Here is a 16,031-nt window from a genome sequence, read left to right on the forward strand (position 1 = left end):
GTTCGCAGCGCCGCCAGGCGCATGTGATTCGCACATGCATATCTACGACCGCCGCTTCCTCGTGGGTAAATCGGGCGTGGGCTTCGTGGAAGACGCAAGCGTGGCCGATTACCGCAAAGTGCAGGCACGCATCGGTACGCAGCGGACCGTCGTCGTGACGCCGCGCAGGTATGGCACCGATAACAGCGTGACACTCGACGCCATCGCCCAACTCGGACTGAACCGTGCGCGCGGCGTCGCGGTGCTACGACCCGACGTGAGCGACGAGCAACTGGCCTTGCTGCACGAAGGGGGCATCCGCGGCATTCGCTTCACGCTGTATACCGCTGCCAATGCCGTTGTCGGCTTCGACATGGTCGAGCCGCTCGCCTGCCGCGTCGCGGAACTCGGTTGGCACGTTCAACTGCATTGGACAGCCGCACAGATCGTCGAGCATGAAGCAATGCTCGCACGGCTTCCGGCAACCGTCGTGTTCGATCATCTGGCGCGCTTGCCCTTGCCACAGGGGGCGTCTCATCCGGCATTCGCCGTCGTGCGGCGTCTTGCCGAAAACGGCCGCGTGTGGGTCAAGCTCTCGGGCGCTTATCTCGACTCTATTGCTGGTCTGAATGGCGGCTACGCCGACAGCACGGAGACCGCGCGTGCATGGATCGACGCGCTGCCGGAAAGGGTGGTCTGGGGCAGTGACTGGCCGCACACGACCGAGTTGCATAAACCGGACGACGTCATGCTGTTCGACCTGCTTGGCGCATGGGCCGACGACGATACAACACGCCGCCGCATTCTGGTCGACAACGCCGCGACACTCTACGGCTTTCCGACCTGAGCACGACACCACTAACCTGAGCGCGCACAGAACGCGTCGGGCATAGAGAACATCCGGAGACAAACCATGAAACCCGCCGCCGCAACAGCACCCGTACGCAAGACGCGCTTCACCGAAGCGACGATCAGCCTCTTCGAGCGCACGATTCCAGACCCGTTCGTGCTTGCCATACTCATTACGGCGATTGTCGCGGTGCTGTCCGCGCTCTTCGCTCCGCACGCAACGTTGGGGCGCCTGGTCGATGGCTGGTACAAGGGTTTCTTCGACATCCTCACGTTTGCCTTCCAGATTACGCTGGTGCTCGTGACCGGTCACGCGTTCGCTCATGCGCCACCGGTGCAGCGCATCTTCAAGGCCCTGGTTTCGATTGCGCGTACGCCCGTTCAGGCGGCGACGCTCACCTTCGTTCTCGTCGCTGTGGCGTCGTTCTGCAATTGGGGGCTCGGCCTCGTCGTCAGCGCGTTGCTGGCTCGTGAAGTCGCTAAACGCATGCGCGTCGATTTCGCGTGGATCGTTGCAGCCGGTTTTTCCGGCTGGGTAGTATGGGCAAGCGGCATCTCGAGTTCGATCGCACTCGCGCAGTCGACGCCCGGCAGCGCGATGAACGTCGTGCAGAAGTTGACCGGCCAGGTCCTGCCGTTTAGCGCGACCGTTTTCACGAGTTTCAATCTGGTGCCGACTGTCGCGATGCTGATTGTCATGCCGTTCGTGCTGGCCTGGCTCAAGCCGCGTGACGCGGATGCGGTGGTGCTCGACAGGGAGAAGAATCCGGATGCGCCCTTGCGTGAAAAGCCGCAGGGCAAGCTGAGCTTCGCTCGCTGGATTGAACACTCATGGCTGGGCAGTGCGTTTATCGGCGCGGCAGGCATTGCTTTTCTCGTGCTCGCGCAGGTGCAGCACACCGCGTTTTCAGGTGTGAACGCCGTGATCTTTGTGATGTTCATCGCCGGCGTCATTCTGCATGGGTATCCATTGGCATACGCGGATGCAGTGAAGAACGCAGCAAAGCAGACCGGTTCGATGATGCTTCAGTATCCGCTGTACGGCGGCGTCATGGGGATGATGGACGCCACCGGACTGCCGGACGTGATCTCGCATTTCTTCATCGCGATTTCGAACGCGCACACGTTGCCGTTCTGGAGCTATATCTGCTCGCTGATCGTGACGTTCTTCATTCCGAGCGGCGGTGGCCACTGGGCGGTGCAGGGACCCTTCGTCGTGCCCGCCGCGGTGGCGCTGCATGCATCCGTGCCGGCCACGACGATGGCCGTTGCCATGGGCGAGCAGGTCTCGAACATGTTGCAGCCGTTCTGGGCCGCGCCAGTCGTCGCGATGGCGGGCGTCGGCGTCCAGCGTGTGCTCGGCTTCACCGTCATGACTTTCCTGGTAGGAACGGTGGTCTACGGCGCTGCGTTGCTGCTGCTCGCTTGACGGGCAAGCGAGATGGGCAAACGAATAAGACGATATGAACGGAGACAGGCAAATGGAATCGGCAACGACGCATGAGATAACAGGCCGGGCGCAATCGGAAGCGCGAACATTCAGAGCGCGCTGGTGGGCCCTGTTCGACACGAGTGTGGGTTCGCTGCCCGTGCCGGTGTATTGCGTACTCCTTGGTGTGCTGGCCGCGATGACGATGAGAGGCAAGCTTGCCTCGGATCTGCCTACCGGCATTGCACTGGTTGCCGTTGGCGGCTTCACATGCGCCGAACTGGCAAAGCGTATTCCGTGGATTCGCCATGTTGGCGCCACGTCGATTTTTGCGGCGTTCATTCCTTCCATGCTGGTGTACTACAAGCTGATGCCGGCACCGGTCGTCAAGGCGGTCACCGACTTCACGAAGAGCTCCAACTTCCTGTATCTCTTCATCGCGGCGATCATCGTCGGCAGTGTGCTCAGCATGGATCGCCGTACGCTGATCAAGGGCTTTGTGCGCATCTTCATTCCGGTCGCCAGTGGCTCGGTCGTGGCCGCGTTGGTGGGTACAGGGGTCGGTGCGGCGCTCGGCATGGACGTCAAACATGCACTTTTCTTCGTCGTGGTGCCGATCATGGCGGGCGGCGTCGGCGAGGGCGCGCTTCCCTTGTCGGCGGGCTACGCGCAAATCATGGGCGTCGAGCAGGGCCCGTTGTTTGCCCAGGTTCTGTCCGCCGTCATGCTGGGCAATATTGCCGCGATCTGCTGCGCGGACCTGTTGAGCTATCTCGGCACGCGTAAGCCGAAGTGGACGGGCAACGGCCAGTTGACGATGGACGGGATCGGCGATGGCGAGATCACGGGCGCGCCGCTCACATTCGAATTCGATGTGAGTTCGGTTGCGGCAGCAGGTGCGACCGCGATCGCGCTCTATCTGCTCGGCGTGTTGAGCCATCAGTTGTTCGACTGGCCCGCGCCGGTCGTCATGCTGGTGCTGGTGGTCGCCGCACAACTGTTTCAGGTGGTGTCGCCGCGCGTGAGAAGCGGCGCACGCTTCATGTATGGATTCTTTTCCACGGCGGTGACCTATCCGTTGATGTTTGCCATCAGTGTTGCGATGACGCCATGGGGCGAGATCGTCACGGCTTTCCATTGGGTCAATATCGTGACGGCCGTATCCACTGTGCTGGCGTTGACGGTGACAGGATTTTTCGTTGGGCGGCTGATCGGGATGTATCCGGTCGAAGCGGCGATCGTCAATGCAACGCATAGCGGACTGGGGGGAACGGGCGATGTTGCGATTCTGACTGCCGCCAACCGGATGGAGCTGATGCCGTTTGCACAGATTGCCACGCGCATCGGCGGTGCGATTACCGTCATGACCGCGCTGGCCGTGTTCGCGTATCTGCGCTAAGACGTGGTTGAACCCAGGGTTTGAACGGATGCCGTCGAGATCTCAAATTTGTATGATGACCCGACAACATGATCCATCGGGACGTCCATGTTCGAGAAGATTCCGGTCCGCGCGCTGAGCGATACCGTCGCGCAGCAGTTGCTCAAGCAGATCGACAAAGGCACCTTCGCGCGTGGCGGAAAACTGCCGACCGAGGCAGTGCTGGCGCAGCAATTCGGCGTGAGCCGCACGGTGATTCGCGAGGCGATTTCGCGGCTGAAGAACGAAGGTGTGGTCGAGCCGCGCCAGGGCAGCGGCGTGTTCATCGCCGCGCACGGCGCGATCCGGCCGCTACGGATCGACTACGCGGAAGCGGTCGAAGCGGGTTCGGTGCTGCAGATTCTCGCGCTGCGGCGAGCGATCGAGGCCGAGGTGGCCTCGGAAGCCGCCCTGCGCCGCAGCGACGCGGACATGGTGTCGATCGACGCCGCGCTCGCCAGGATCGACGAAGCGGTGGCTGAAGGCGAGAACGGCGTCGCCGAAGATGTCGCTTTCCACCGCGCCATTGCCGTGGCCACCGGCAACCCGTATTTCCTCAAGACGCTCATTTTCCTGAATCAGTACCTCGAAGCCGGCACCCTGGTGACGCGGCACAACGAAGCGCTGCGCGACGACTTTTCACGTCAGGTGCGCGAAGAACACGCGGCCATCGTCGCGGCGATCCGGGCGGGCGATCCGGCTGCGGCGCGCAATGCGGCGAGTACTCATATGAACAACGCGGCACGGCGGCTCGCCGAAGCGGGTATTTGCTGAGCTGAGGCGCCTCGAATCGGGCGCTATCGGCACGCTTGCAACTCACCAACGTAAAGGTCAGGCATGTCCAGAAATGTCGGCGTTATCGGTCTCGGAGCGATGGGCATGGGCGTTGCGCGCTCGCCGTTGCGCGCCGGCTTTCGGGTCCACGCGTGCGATCTGCGCAGCGAGATTCTGCAAACGTTCGTTGCGGCAGGCGGCATCGGTTGTGCGTCGCCTGCTGAGCTTGGCGCGCAATGCGAGGTCGTCGTCACGCTGGTCGTGAATGCCGGCCAAACCGAAACGGTGCTGTTTGGCGCGCAAGGCGCGGTTGCCGCGATGAAGCCCGGTAGCGTGGTGATCGCGAGCGCGACCGTCGCGCCGGACTTCGCAATCGAACTCGGCAAGCGGATCGAGGCGGCTGGCTTGCAGATGCTCGACGCGCCGGTGTCCGGTGGTGCGGCGCGTGCCGCTTCCGGCGAAATGACGATGATGACGTCCGGCCCGGACACCGCCTATGCGGCGTGCGAGTACGTGCTGGCCGCGATGGCGGGGAAGGTCTATCGGCTGGGTCCGGCGCACGGTGCCGGCTCGAAAGTGAAGATCATCAATCAGTTGCTGGCCGGCGTGCATATCGCCGTGGCCGCCGAGGCGATGGCGCTCGGTCTGCGCGAAGGTGTCGATCCCGACGCGTTGTACGAGGTCATCACGCATAGCGCGGGTAATTCGTGGATGTTCGAGAACCGCGTGCCGCATATTCTGAGCGGCGATTACACGCCGCTCTCGGCGGTCGATATCTTCGTCAAGGATCTCGGTCTGGTGCTCGATACCGCGCGCGGCTCGAAATTTCCATTGCCCTTGTCGGCGGCGGCGCATCAGATGTTCATGATGGCGTCGACAGCAGGGCATGGCGGCGAGGACGATGCCGCCGTGATCAAGATTTTCCCCGGCATCCAGTTGCCGGCGGCGACGTAAGCGCGGAGGCTGTCATGACCAGCTCATCCGGACGCGCGCTGCTCGGCTGCATCGCCGACGATTTCACCGGCGCCACCGATCTGGCCAATATGCTGGTGCGCGGCGGCATGCGCACGGTGCAGACCATCGGTGTGCCCGCATCGAACGATGCTGTCGATGCCGATGCGCTGGTCGTCGCGCTGAAATCGCGCACGATCGCCGCGGCCGATGCGCTCGCGCAATCGCTCGCCGCACTCGACTGGTTGCGCGCGCAAGGATGCCGCCAGTTCTTTTTCAAATACTGTTCGACGTTTGACTCGACCGACGCCGGCAACATCGGTCCGGTCACCGACGCCTTGCTCGATGCCTTGTCGACCGGGCCACGCGCTACGGCTTTCACGATCGCCTGTCCGGCGTTTCCGGAGAACGGCCGCACGATCTATCGCGGCTATCTGTTTGTCGGCGATACGTTGCTGAACGAATCGGGCATGGAAAATCATCCGCTCACGCCGATGCGCGATGCGAACCTCGTGCGCGTGCTTCAGCGGCAGACCCGGTCGAAAGTCGGCCTGGTGCGTTACGACACGGTGGCAAAAGGCGCGGAGGCCGTGCGTGAATCTTTCGATGCGCTGCATGGCGACGGCGTACGAATGGCGATTGCCGATGCGGTGTCGGACGCGGATCTTCACGTACTCGGCGAGGCATGTGCCGACTTCACGCTGATCACGGGAGGCTCCGGGATTGCGCTGGGCCTGCCTGCCAACTTTCGCCGCGCCGGTTTGCTCGCGCAACGCAACGACGCCGCACGATTGCCGCGCATTGAAGGATTGTCGGCGGTGCTGGCCGGTAGCGCCTCGAAGGCGACCAACGCGCAAGTGGCGGCCTGGCGCGAGACACGGCCTGCGTTCCGTATCGACCCGCTGGCGGCGGCGCGCGGCGAACCGGTGGTCGAGCAGGCGCTGGCCTTTGCACAGCCACACCTGGATAAAGACGAAGCCATGCTGATCTATGCCACCGCCACGCCCGACGAAGTCAAAGCGGTGCAGCGCGAGCTCGGTGTCAACGAAGCGGGGCAGCTGGTCGAATCCACGTTGGCGTCGATCGCGCGCGGTTTGCGCGAGCGCGGCGTGCGCAAGTTCGTGGTGGCGGGCGGTGAAACCTCGGGCGCCGTGGTGCAGGCGCTCGAGGTGCACACGTTGCGGATCGGTGCGCAGATCGATCCGGGCGTGCCCGCCACCGCAACGACGGACGCCGAGCCGCTCGCGCTTGCATTGAAATCCGGCAACTTCGGCGCAATCGATTTTTTCGAAAAGGCGCTGCGTCACCTCGATGGAGCCGCGCCATGACCGGCACGCCCTCACTTCACACGACGAACGAAGCACGCGTGCGCGAAGAAATCTGCGTGACCGGTGCGAGTCTCTATCAACGCGGCTATACGGTGGGCAGCGCGGGGAACATTAGCGCGCGCCTCGACGACGGCTGGCTGATCACGCCGACCGACGCCTGCCTCGGCCGGCTCGATCCGGCCGATATCGCCAAGGTCGATGCCGGCGGCAATGCGGTGTCCGGTGGCAAGCCGTCGAAAACATTGGCGCTGCATCGGGGCATCTATGCACATAACGGTGAGGCGCGCGGCATCGTCCACACGCATTCCACCCATCTGGTTGCCTTGACGCTCGCCGGCGTATGGCGCGACAACGATGTTCTACCGCCGATCACCCCGTACTACGTGATGAAAGTGGGCCACGTCCCTCTGATTCGTTACCAACGGCCCGGCGACCCGCAAGTGCCCGAGCAGATCGCCGCGCTCGCGGGCACCGTTCGCGCGGTCTTGCTCGAACGCCTCGGACCGGTGGTGTGGGAGCGCTCGGTGACGCAAGCGTCGTATGTGCTTGAAGAGCTCGAAGAGACCGCGCGTCTGTGGCTGATGACCAATCCACGCCCCGCGCCGCTCGACGATGCGGCGCTCGAAGAACTTCGCAGGGTGTTCGGCGCGCGCTGGTAGGCGCCGGCAAAAGCAAAGCCAGGTGGCGCTGCCATGCTGACAGATCCAAACCGTTTTCAGGGAGTTTTCGCTATGCCTCGCTTCGCCGCCAACCTGACCATGATGTACAACGAGCACGCGTTTCTCGACCGTTTCGCCGCTGCGGCAAAAGACGGCTTCAAGGCCGTGGAGTTTCTGTTTCCCTACGATTTTCGTGCCGGGGAAATCAAGGCGCGGCTCGAAGAGAACGGCCTGACTCAGGCGCTTTTCAATGCGCCACCCGGCGACTGGGCCGCGGGCGAACGCGGCATTGCTTCGCTGCCGGGCCGCGAAGATGAATTTCGCCGCAGCATCGAAACCGCGCTCGATTACACGCGCATGCTCGGCAATCGCACATTGCATGTGATGGCCGGTTTGATTGGCGCGGACCAGCCGCGCGCGCGGCATCGCGAGGTGTATCTGAAGAATCTCGCCTATGCCGCCAAGGCAGCGCGGGAAGACGGCATTACCGTCGTGATCGAACCGATCAATACGCGCGACATACCCGGCTTCTTTCTGAACCGCCAGGACGACGCGCAGGCGATTTGCGCGGAAGTGGGCGCGCCGAATCTCAAGGTGCAGTTCGACTGCTATCACTGCCAGATCGTCGAAGGCGACCTGGCCGTCAAGCTCAAACGCGATATGGCAGGCATTGGCCACATTCAGGTCGCGGGCGTACCGGAGCGCCACGAACCCGATATCGGCGAACTGAACTATCCGTATCTGTTCGATCTGATCGACTCGCTCGGTTATGACGGCTACATCGGTTGCGAGTATCGGCCGAGGGCCGGCACCTCAGCGGGACTCGGCTGGCTTGCACCGTATCTGAACGCCGCTCGTCAATGAGAACAAAGGAAGGACGAAGCCCATCATGAAAGTCCTGATTACCGGCGGGGCGGGTTTTCTTGGCCAGCGTCTCGCGCGCGAACTATTGGCGCGTGGTGCTGTGAAAGACCAACACGGCCAGCCACAAGCGATTACCGAACTGGTGTTGCTCGATGTGGCCCACGGAAACGATTTCGGCGACCGCCGCGTGCGCTCGAAAGTAGGCGACATCGCAGAGCGCAGCGTGCTCGACAGCGTAATCGACGACCGCACCGCGGCGATCTTCCATCTTGCCGCGATCGTAAGCGGACAGGCCGAGGCGGATTTCGATCTTGGCATGCGCATCAATCTGGACGCGTCGCGCTTGCTGCTGGAAACCTGCCGGCAGCGTGGACACACGCCGCAGGTGGTGTTCACGAGTTCGGTGGCCGTGTATGGCGGCGATCTGCCCGAGGTCGTGCAGAACGACACCGCGCTGAATCCGCAATCGTCGTACGGCACGCAGAAGGCGATCGCGGAGTTGCTGCTCAACGACTACACGCGGCGGGGTTTCGTCGACGGCCGGGTGTTGCGCCTGCCCACCATTAGCGTGCGGCCGGGCAAGCCGAATGCGGCGGCGTCGTCGTTCGCGAGCGGCATTGTTCGCGAGCCGCTGAACGGCGAAACCGCGGTGTGTCCGGTGGCAGGCACGACGCGCCTGTGGCTGCTGTCGCCGCGCAAAGCGATCGAAAGTCTGATCGCCGGACTCGAACTCGATTCCGCTACGCTCGGCAACCAGCGCGCGCTGAATCTGCCGGGAATCTCGGTGAGCGTCGACGAGATGGTGGCGGCGCTGCGCGAGGTGGCGGGCGACGAGGTGGTAAGGCGGATCGTGTGGGCGCCGGATGCGCGGGTGGAGAAGATTGTCGGCGGCTGGCCGGGGCAGTGGGATGCCGCGCGCGCCGAACGGCTCGGGTTGAGCGCCGAGCGCAGCTTCGCCGACGTGATTCGCAGCTATATCGCCGACGAGGGCATCCAGATTCGCTAGCGGGTAGCGCGCCTGCCGCACCTGCCGCACCTGCCGCGGTTGTTGTTTCAGGGACGCCGTGGGTCGGAGAATGATTCAACGCCTCGTCCTGGCTGACAGGCGCAAGGGCACTGCTGCCGGAACGAGCGACGCGCGCGTCAATCTTCATATCTATACATTGCCATTGCAACGTGGCCGCGGGCCGGCATGTATTCCCTGGCCGGGGGGCCGGCTTTGCTTGACATGATTTCGGCCGTGCGCCTATTATCGTGTCTAGTTGTTCGATATATGACCGTGTGTTCGTATAAAGAACAAATGACCGTCACCCCGGCCCCATCGTTTACTATCCTGCGCTAAGCTGAATTGACGCGACGGCTGCCATGCGGCCGTTTCCCATTGCACTCGCCGGGTCGATACCGCGCAGCAGCCGGCTCGCGCCGGGTTGTCATTCTGCCAGGCGCCGCTAACGGGTATGGCCGGCAGCACAGCACACGCAGCACACCAACTGGAGACATCACATGACCGAAGCATTCCTGTGCGACGCGATTCGCACCCCGATCGGCCGCTATGCGGGTTCGCTGTCGTCGGTTCGCGCCGACGACCTAGGCGCGGTGCCGCTCAAAGCGCTGATGGAGCGCAATAAAGACGTCGACTGGAACGCGATCGACGACGTGATCTATGGCTGCGCGAACCAGGCCGGTGAAGACAACCGCAACGTCGCGCGCATGTCGCTGTTGCTGGCCGGTTTGCCGCAAGGCTTGCCGGGCTCCACGGTGAACCGCCTGTGCGGGTCGGGTATGGACGCCGTGGGCATTGCCGCGCGTGCGATCAAGTCGGGCGAGGCCGCGTTGATGCTGGCCGGCGGTGTCGAAAGCATGAGCCGCGCGCCGTTCGTGACGGGCAAGGCGACCAGCGCGTTTTCACGCGAGGCCAATATCTTCGACACGACGATCGGCTGGCGTTTCGTGAACCCGCTGATGAAGCAGATGTACGGCGTCGATTCGATGCCCGAGACCGGCGAAAACGTCGCGACCGACTACAAGATCAGCCGCGCCGATCAGGATGCATTTGCGCTGCGCAGTCAGCAGAAAGCCGCGCGCGCGCAACGCGACGGCACACTCGCACAGGAAATCGTCGGCGTGACGATCGCGCAGAAGAAGGGCGATCCGATCACCGTGTTACAGGACGAACACCCACGCGAAACCAGTCTTGAAGCGCTCGCCAAACTGAAGGGCGTGGTGCGGGCGGACGGCACGGTGACGGCTGGCAATGCTTCGGGCGTGAACGACGGCGCGGCGGCTTTGCTGCTCGCCAACGAAGCAACGGCAAAACGCTTCGGTCTTACGCCGCGTGCGCGTGTGCTGGGTATCGCAACGGCCGGCGTCGCGCCGCGCGTGATGGGCATCGGCCCGGCGCCTGCCACGCAGAAGTTGCTGGCTCGCCTGAACATGACCATCGACCAGTTCGACGTGATCGAACTGAATGAAGCATTCGCCTCGCAAGGTATTGCCGTGCTGCGCGCGCTCGGTGTCGCGGACGACGACGCACGCGTGAATCCCAACGGCGGCGCGATCGCGCTCGGCCACCCGCTCGGCATGAGCGGCGCGCGTCTGGTGACCACCGCGATGTATCAACTGCATCGCACACAAGGCCGTTTTGCGCTGTGCACGATGTGTATCGGCGTCGGTCAAGGCATCGCGATCGCTATTGAACGTGTGTAACGGTTTGGCGTTTGTGCGGGCAGGCGCCGCAGAGTCTTTAGCATTGAGGCCGCCCGCATAGCACCGCGCGGGCCGCATCATGAACAGCCCCTTTGCTCCGGCGTTGGGGCTGTTTTATTTTGTGCGGCGCATGGACGCACCGGTAATTGAATGCGTGTTTAATCGATGTAAATGGCGGATTTAGATTGCATTGTGACGAATGGCGTCGATAAAAAAATAATGGCGAATCGGATCGCCATGCAGTATGCGTTTAATGCTTTACGCATATTATGCATTGCCATCGCATATGAATGGCTGACAGGATAAAAACGATGCTGTCAACCGGCGAGAGGCCGCAGGGACGCCGTGCTACGGCATTTCGCATCATGCCGCCCGCTGATTTGAAAATCACGATATAAATATCCGGAGCTTCTTGTAAGGCATGTACAATCATTGCGCCGCACCGCTTTGATAAGTGAAATCCTGAAACTGTATGCATTCCTGGCGTTAATCGGCATCCTGCGGTTTCAGATCGCCATAGCGCCAGATCGGATAATTTTTCGAGGAGAGCGTTAATGAAGGCAGCGACGATTGGAGCAGCGTTAATGGTGGCGGCTTTCGCCGCAGCGCAACCGGCATGGGCGCAGGACGCAATGGCCAGTGCCGCGCAAGGCATCGTCAGCGCGGTGCAACCGGTGCACGTGAAAGCGCAGATCGTGGGTATCGATCCGGGCACCCGCACGCTCACGCTCAAAGGGCCAGGCGGCAACGTGCTGGTCGTGCTGGTGAGCCAGCAAGTCGCCGGTTTCGATCAACTGAACGTTGGTGACCGGGTGGACGTGCTGTACAAGAATGCGTTGCTGGTGAAGGCTGATAAGGTCACCGGCGCGGACAAGGGCATTCGTGCACGCGTCGATACGCAGGTGTACGCCCCGGCCTCCGGCGGCTTTGAATCCGCGCGTCAGATCGAGGTGCTCGCCACCGTGCAGAAGATCGATCACAAGAAGCGCCTCGTCACGCTGCGCGGCGCGTACCAGACGCAAACGCTCGAAGTCGGGCCGGACGTCGATCTGAAGGGCGTCAAGGTCGGCGATACGATTCACGCGGTATTCGTTTCGGCAGCAGCCGTGCAGGTGACGCCGCAATAAATAGCCGGCATGCCTGATCGGCAAACACCCCTCGGTGCAGGGGTGTTTGCTTTTGCGCGGTACGAAAGTTCGATCATCGAAGCGCGGCGGGGCGCCTTATCGAACTGCCGGCGCTTCCAGTCCCAATCCTGCGAGCCACCCCAGCCAACGCCTCACGAGACCACGCCTCGCCGGCAGAGCGCAACTCAACGACACGCGCGCGGCGCGTTCACTGTCCGTGCTGAGCCATACGCGTTCGCCGCGGCGCAGCCGGAACTCATTACCCGGTTCGAGCCAATGATCGTAAGGCGAGTTGATACGTGTGAGCCATAGGCGCGCGCCCTGCACGCTGAGCGTGCTGTCGGCATCGGCACGCCATGTCAGCGTGGCGCCTGGCACTACGGAAAAATGTAGCACTACCTTCGGTAGGGATTCGTTCTGTCGACACGCAGACAGACTTGAGTCGTCATCCATGCATTGCGGGCTTGCCTGATCCATCTTGCTCTCCGTCATCGAGCCGGCGGACGGAGGCGCCCACAAAACAAAAGGCCCCTTCCGTTACCGGCGGGGCCTTTGGGTCCTGTTTGCAGATTCAGACTGCTAACGCGCACGTGCTCCCAAATGCCTGCCGATGATGGCATGCATTGTTCGATTTTTAATCGCGACCGGGATGGAGGTGAGCGTCAACATGAGATCGAGTGTGCCGTTTTGCCGCAGGTGTTGTCAATAAAAAAATCGCAATGGATTCAGGCGACAAAGCGAGGTGCGTGGCGTCGATCTGTCTTGCTCGCCGTGACGCTGTGACGAATCTGGGCGGCGAGTGCGCTTCGCAATGCATAACGCTTGCGTCGCATTGCGTTGCCGGTATCGTCGCCCTGACGTTCGGCCAGATAGCGAGCGGGCGGCGCAAGGACGAACCAGCCGTTCCAGCGCGCGAGCGCTCCGCATTCCATCGACAATCGATCGTAGTCCGCGGCCACACGACGTTTTCTCAGGCAGTAACGCCAGTTGGCATAGATGTGCGCCTGCTTCGAGACGATGAAGGTGCCGCCTGCATCGAGCGCGGCGGCGACACACTGCGCGAGGTAAATCACCAGCACTTTCGGTCGCAATCCATACCAGCGTTTGGTGAGTGCGCGAAACAGTTCACGGCCATTGATCGAATTGTTCGGACCCTGCACGGAGCCGATGCAAAGACGTGGCCGTCGCACTTTGCCGCCGAGATAGGCGAGACTGAACGTGCAGGAGACGATGCGTTGATCGCGCGCATCGCGGATGCACAGGGTCCAGTCGCCTTCCTTCTGAAATTGTTCGATCGACTCGAGCGACACATACCAGCGCTCGGCGCCCACCCCGAACGATGCGATCGTCGCCGAGCCGACCGCGGCGATACGCGCGGCGAGTTGCGGCACGCGTTGCTGCGTCAGCGCGTGATGATCGAGGCTCGCCATCAGGCGTTCGCGCGGGCTGAAGCGGGTATGAAGGAACGGCCGATGCATGCGCTCAAGCGCGGTGGGGTGGCGTTGCACCAGATCGTGCAAGGGCGCAACGGCGCAGCGTTTGAGCCAGACCTGCGTGGAGCGCCACGACATGAGCGAGCGCAGCCATAGGCGCATGCGTCGCCAGCGGTGAAACACGCTGGTGCCGGGATAGAGTGAATGGGCGGCTTGCTGAATGATCGCAAAGGAGGCAGTGGCTCTCGCGAACCACGGCGAGCGGGCGCGGGTCCCGTCGTTCGAAACGGTCGACATGGCAAATCCTTTGGCTATTTCAACCGAGCGGATGCTAGTCGCGCGGATCGCGCATACGTGTTGAATTGCTTGCGTGTTTGTCGAGTTTTGTCTAGCGTGTCGCAAGATGTACGGCGCATCCGCTATGCTGTGCGTCGAGCCGGCTCGTGCGGCCGTGGCCGGCCGGTCCGCGTGGTGCGGATGGGTACGCGGCGCGGCACCGTCGCTTGCTGGCCGTGCACCGTGCTATGCCGTTGCCCGCCGCTACTGAAACAACTAGCCCTGAACGATTCGTCCCATGCCATTCCGGATCCTGCTTGTCGAAGACGATGACCGCCTGTCGGCGCTGGTCGCCGGTTACCTGCGCAAACACGACTACGAAGTCGAGACCGTGCTGCACGGCAACGACGCCGTGCCGGCCATTCTCAAGCGGCGTCCGGATCTGGTGATTCTCGACGTGAATCTGCCGGGCAAGGACGGTTTCCAGATTTGCCGCGAGGCGCGCGAGCAATTCGACGGCGTGATCATCATGGTGACCGCGCGCGACGAGCAGTTCGACGAAGTGCTGGGCCTCGAATTCGGCGCGGACGACTATGTGCATAAGCCGGTCGAGCCGCGCGTGCTGCTGGCGCGCATCAAGGCGCAACTGCGCCGCGTGAGCGCGCGGCCGGCGGAGGTCGCCCAACCCGAGAGCTATATTTTCGGCAAGTTCGAGATCAGCCGTGCAAGCCGCACGGTCAAGCTTCCGGACGGCAGCCTGCCCGATCTGACATCGGCCGAATTCGACTTGCTGTGGGCGCTGGTGAGTTGCGCGGGCGAAGTGGTGAGCCGCGACGAGTTGATGCGACAACTGCGCGGGATCGAATTCGACGGCCTCGACCGCACGATCGACGGCGGCATTTCCAAGCTGCGCCGCAAACTGCACGACGACGCCGGCACCCCGCAGCGCATCAAGACGGTCCGTGGCAAGGGCTACCAGTTCAGCAAACTGGCGTGGGATTAAAGGCGTTTGCAGCGCTTGCCGCTGGCGCGCGAGCGGAGTTACGGCAAGCCGGCGTCAAGTTTCGACTGAGTAATGCGTCGAAATATCGACCGACAAAACTCCACAAATGCGGTAGCAAATCGACAGTTAAGTAAGGCGGAGATGATTAGTATCGCAGGCTTGTGCAACCACAGGCTTAGCGATGTCCGCTCGCGTTTCCCCACTTTCCCGCCATGCCGTGTTGATGATTCACGGCTTGGGTGGCACGCGCCATGATTTTGGCGCGCTCGATCGCAAGTTCGAGCAGATCGGTTGCGACGTGCATCTGCCGTCGCTGCCGGGTCACGGCTCGAACCCTGATGCGTTGAGCCGGGTGACGTTGAGCGACTACATGCAACTGCTGAGCCGCACGTACCGCGAGTTGGCCGCTCGTTATGAGCGGGTGGACGTCGCGGGCATTTCGATGGGGGCGTTGCTTGCATTGATGCTGAGCGCGCGCGAGCGCATGACCACGGGGCGCCTCATTTTGCTCTCGCCGCCCTTGTTTCTTGACGGCTGGGGCGGTTCACGTTTGCGTCCATTGCGCTATCTGATGTACTGCATCCCGGGGCTCCGCCGCCTGATTCGCGTGCCCGAGGGCGAGCCGTTCGGCATCAAGAACGCGCGCATTCGCAACCTGATCCGCCGCCATTTGCAGAAGGGGAGCGGCATCCACTATCCGTACGTACCGTTGGCGGCGATCGAGCAGGTGGACTGGATGCGTTTCGCGGTGAAGCGCGCCTTGGGCCGCGTAACGTGCGAGACTCTGGTGATGCATTCGGAGGAGGACGAGGTGACGAGCATCCGCTCCGCGGAATTCGTGTGCGAGCACCTGGGCAGCCGCGCGGTGACCTTCGTGCGCTTGACCGACAGTTACCACATGATCACACTGGACAACGAGCGTGAAAGGGTAGCGGAGCAAACCTTGGCATTCGTGCAGAGAGCGTAGGGACGGGGCAAACCGCAGGCCGAACAACTCTCAGATCTGAGCGAGGCAACCCGCAAGTGGCGGCCCGAACAAACCAAGCTAAACTGCCGACAGGTTCGAAGAAGAGGGCTACGGCGCGCGCAGCGCCGCCGGAAGTATGAGTGCCTTGTCACCAGGGCGGAGTGTGCGAGGACACAGATTCCAGATGCACCGCTACCTCCTCCGAGCCAGGGGACCCGCTTAAGAGCTAGCGGTGTAAAGCGGCTTTCTTTGCTTATCTTTCTTTGCCG

General features: G+C 62.5%; 15 protein-coding genes. 13 read left to right on the forward strand and 2 right to left on the reverse strand.

What is annotated here, in order from left to right; genetic code table 11:
* Positions 1–34: 34 nt before the first annotated feature.
* From PQR67_RS13095 to PQR67_RS13145, 11 genes are all read left to right on the forward strand, one after another.
* A complete protein-coding gene (locus tag PQR67_RS13095) occupies positions 35–826 on the forward strand; it encodes an amidohydrolase family protein (protein ID WP_408459265.1) in 792 nt (263 codons plus the stop codon).
* 66 nt (positions 827–892) lie between these two features.
* Entirely contained in the window at positions 893–2,257 is a 1,365-nt protein-coding gene (locus PQR67_RS13100) for a short-chain fatty acid transporter (protein WP_408459268.1), read from the forward strand.
* Between the two features lie 52 nt (positions 2,258–2,309).
* Complete coding sequence (locus PQR67_RS13105) at positions 2,310–3,656, forward strand: 2-hydroxycarboxylate transporter family protein (RefSeq protein WP_408459271.1); 1,347 nt, start codon at positions 2,310–2,312, stop codon at positions 3,654–3,656.
* Positions 3,657–3,743: 87 nt separating this feature from the next.
* Positions 3,744–4,448 carry a FadR/GntR family transcriptional regulator gene (locus tag PQR67_RS13110; RefSeq protein WP_408459274.1) on the forward strand — a complete coding sequence of 235 codons (705 nt, stop codon included), beginning with the start codon at positions 3,744–3,746 and terminating at the stop codon, positions 4,446–4,448.
* A gap of 63 nt (positions 4,449–4,511) precedes the next feature.
* Positions 4,512–5,402, forward strand: a complete 891-nt coding sequence (gene ltnD, locus PQR67_RS13115; RefSeq protein ID WP_408459277.1) for an L-threonate dehydrogenase — start codon at positions 4,512–4,514, stop codon at positions 5,400–5,402.
* Between the two features lie 14 nt (positions 5,403–5,416).
* Positions 5,417–6,727: a 3-oxo-tetronate kinase gene (otnK, locus tag PQR67_RS13120; RefSeq protein ID WP_408459280.1), complete on the forward strand. Its 1,311-nt coding sequence runs from the start codon at positions 5,417–5,419 to the stop codon at positions 6,725–6,727.
* Complete coding sequence (otnC, locus tag PQR67_RS13125; protein WP_408459283.1) at positions 6,724–7,386, forward strand: 3-oxo-tetronate 4-phosphate decarboxylase; 663 nt, start codon at positions 6,724–6,726, stop codon at positions 7,384–7,386. The genes otnK and otnC overlap by 4 nt, the downstream gene beginning before the upstream one ends.
* Positions 7,387–7,458: 72 nt before the next feature.
* Positions 7,459–8,250: a 2-oxo-tetronate isomerase gene (gene otnI / locus PQR67_RS13130; protein WP_408459286.1), complete on the forward strand. Its 792-nt coding sequence runs from the start codon at positions 7,459–7,461 to the stop codon at positions 8,248–8,250.
* Positions 8,251–8,275: 25 nt separating this feature from the next.
* Positions 8,276–9,256, forward strand: coding sequence for a D-erythronate dehydrogenase (denD, locus tag PQR67_RS13135; protein WP_408459288.1), 981 nt, complete (start codon positions 8,276–8,278; stop codon positions 9,254–9,256).
* A gap of 497 nt (positions 9,257–9,753) precedes the next feature.
* Complete coding sequence (gene pcaF / locus PQR67_RS13140; RefSeq protein ID WP_408459291.1) at positions 9,754–10,956, forward strand: 3-oxoadipyl-CoA thiolase; 1,203 nt, start codon at positions 9,754–9,756, stop codon at positions 10,954–10,956.
* 554 nt (positions 10,957–11,510) lie between these two features.
* A complete protein-coding gene (locus PQR67_RS13145; RefSeq protein ID WP_408459294.1) occupies positions 11,511–12,083 on the forward strand; it encodes a hypothetical protein in 573 nt (190 codons plus the stop codon).
* A gap of 96 nt (positions 12,084–12,179) precedes the next feature.
* On the opposite strand, the gene PQR67_RS13150 is transcribed toward PQR67_RS13145, so the two are convergent.
* Positions 12,180–12,560 (reverse strand): DUF2917 domain-containing protein, encoded by a 381-nt coding sequence (locus PQR67_RS13150; RefSeq protein ID WP_408459297.1) that lies wholly within the window; start codon positions 12,558–12,560, stop codon positions 12,180–12,182.
* Between the two features lie 248 nt (positions 12,561–12,808).
* Positions 12,809–13,813, reverse strand: a complete 1,005-nt coding sequence (locus PQR67_RS13155) for a DUF535 family protein (RefSeq protein ID WP_408459300.1) — start codon at positions 13,811–13,813, stop codon at positions 12,809–12,811.
* A 277-nt stretch (positions 13,814–14,090) separates the two neighbouring features.
* On the opposite strand from PQR67_RS13155, the gene PQR67_RS13160 reads away from it, so the two are divergent.
* On the forward strand, positions 14,091–14,795 hold the full coding sequence (locus tag PQR67_RS13160; RefSeq protein WP_408459303.1) for a response regulator: 705 nt from the start codon (positions 14,091–14,093) through the stop codon (positions 14,793–14,795).
* Between the two features lie 181 nt (positions 14,796–14,976).
* Entirely contained in the window at positions 14,977–15,762 is a 786-nt protein-coding gene (locus tag PQR67_RS13165) for an alpha/beta hydrolase (RefSeq protein ID WP_408459305.1), read from the forward strand.
* Positions 15,763–16,031 lie beyond the last annotated feature (269 nt).

It is taken from the genome of Paraburkholderia fungorum, assembly GCF_046026025.1.
Classification (GTDB): Bacteria; Pseudomonadota; Gammaproteobacteria; order Burkholderiales; family Burkholderiaceae; genus Paraburkholderia; species Paraburkholderia fungorum_E.

Coding starts and splice junctions, on each gene's coding strand:
- PQR67_RS13095 (WP_408459265.1), top strand. CDS start 35: ATGCATATCTACGACCGCCGCTTCCTCGTGGGTAAATCGGGCGTGGGC.
- PQR67_RS13100 (WP_408459268.1), top strand. CDS start 893: ATGAAACCCGCCGCCGCAACAGCACCCGTACGCAAGACGCGCTTCACC.
- PQR67_RS13105 (WP_408459271.1), top strand. CDS start 2,310: ATGGAATCGGCAACGACGCATGAGATAACAGGCCGGGCGCAATCGGAA.
- PQR67_RS13110 (WP_408459274.1), top strand. CDS start 3,744: ATGTTCGAGAAGATTCCGGTCCGCGCGCTGAGCGATACCGTCGCGCAG.
- ltnD (WP_408459277.1), top strand. CDS start 4,512: ATGTCCAGAAATGTCGGCGTTATCGGTCTCGGAGCGATGGGCATGGGC.
- otnK (WP_408459280.1), top strand. CDS start 5,417: ATGACCAGCTCATCCGGACGCGCGCTGCTCGGCTGCATCGCCGACGAT.
- otnC (WP_408459283.1), top strand. CDS start 6,724: ATGACCGGCACGCCCTCACTTCACACGACGAACGAAGCACGCGTGCGC.
- otnI (WP_408459286.1), top strand. CDS start 7,459: ATGCCTCGCTTCGCCGCCAACCTGACCATGATGTACAACGAGCACGCG.
- denD (WP_408459288.1), top strand. CDS start 8,276: ATGAAAGTCCTGATTACCGGCGGGGCGGGTTTTCTTGGCCAGCGTCTC.
- pcaF (WP_408459291.1), top strand. CDS start 9,754: ATGACCGAAGCATTCCTGTGCGACGCGATTCGCACCCCGATCGGCCGC.
- PQR67_RS13145 (WP_408459294.1), top strand. CDS start 11,511: ATGAAGGCAGCGACGATTGGAGCAGCGTTAATGGTGGCGGCTTTCGCC.
- PQR67_RS13150 (WP_408459297.1), bottom strand. CDS start 12,560: ATGGATCAGGCAAGCCCGCAATGCATGGATGACGACTCAAGTCTGTCT.
- PQR67_RS13155 (WP_408459300.1), bottom strand. CDS start 13,813: ATGTCGACCGTTTCGAACGACGGGACCCGCGCCCGCTCGCCGTGGTTC.
- PQR67_RS13160 (WP_408459303.1), top strand. CDS start 14,091: ATGCCATTCCGGATCCTGCTTGTCGAAGACGATGACCGCCTGTCGGCG.
- PQR67_RS13165 (WP_408459305.1), top strand. CDS start 14,977: ATGTCCGCTCGCGTTTCCCCACTTTCCCGCCATGCCGTGTTGATGATT.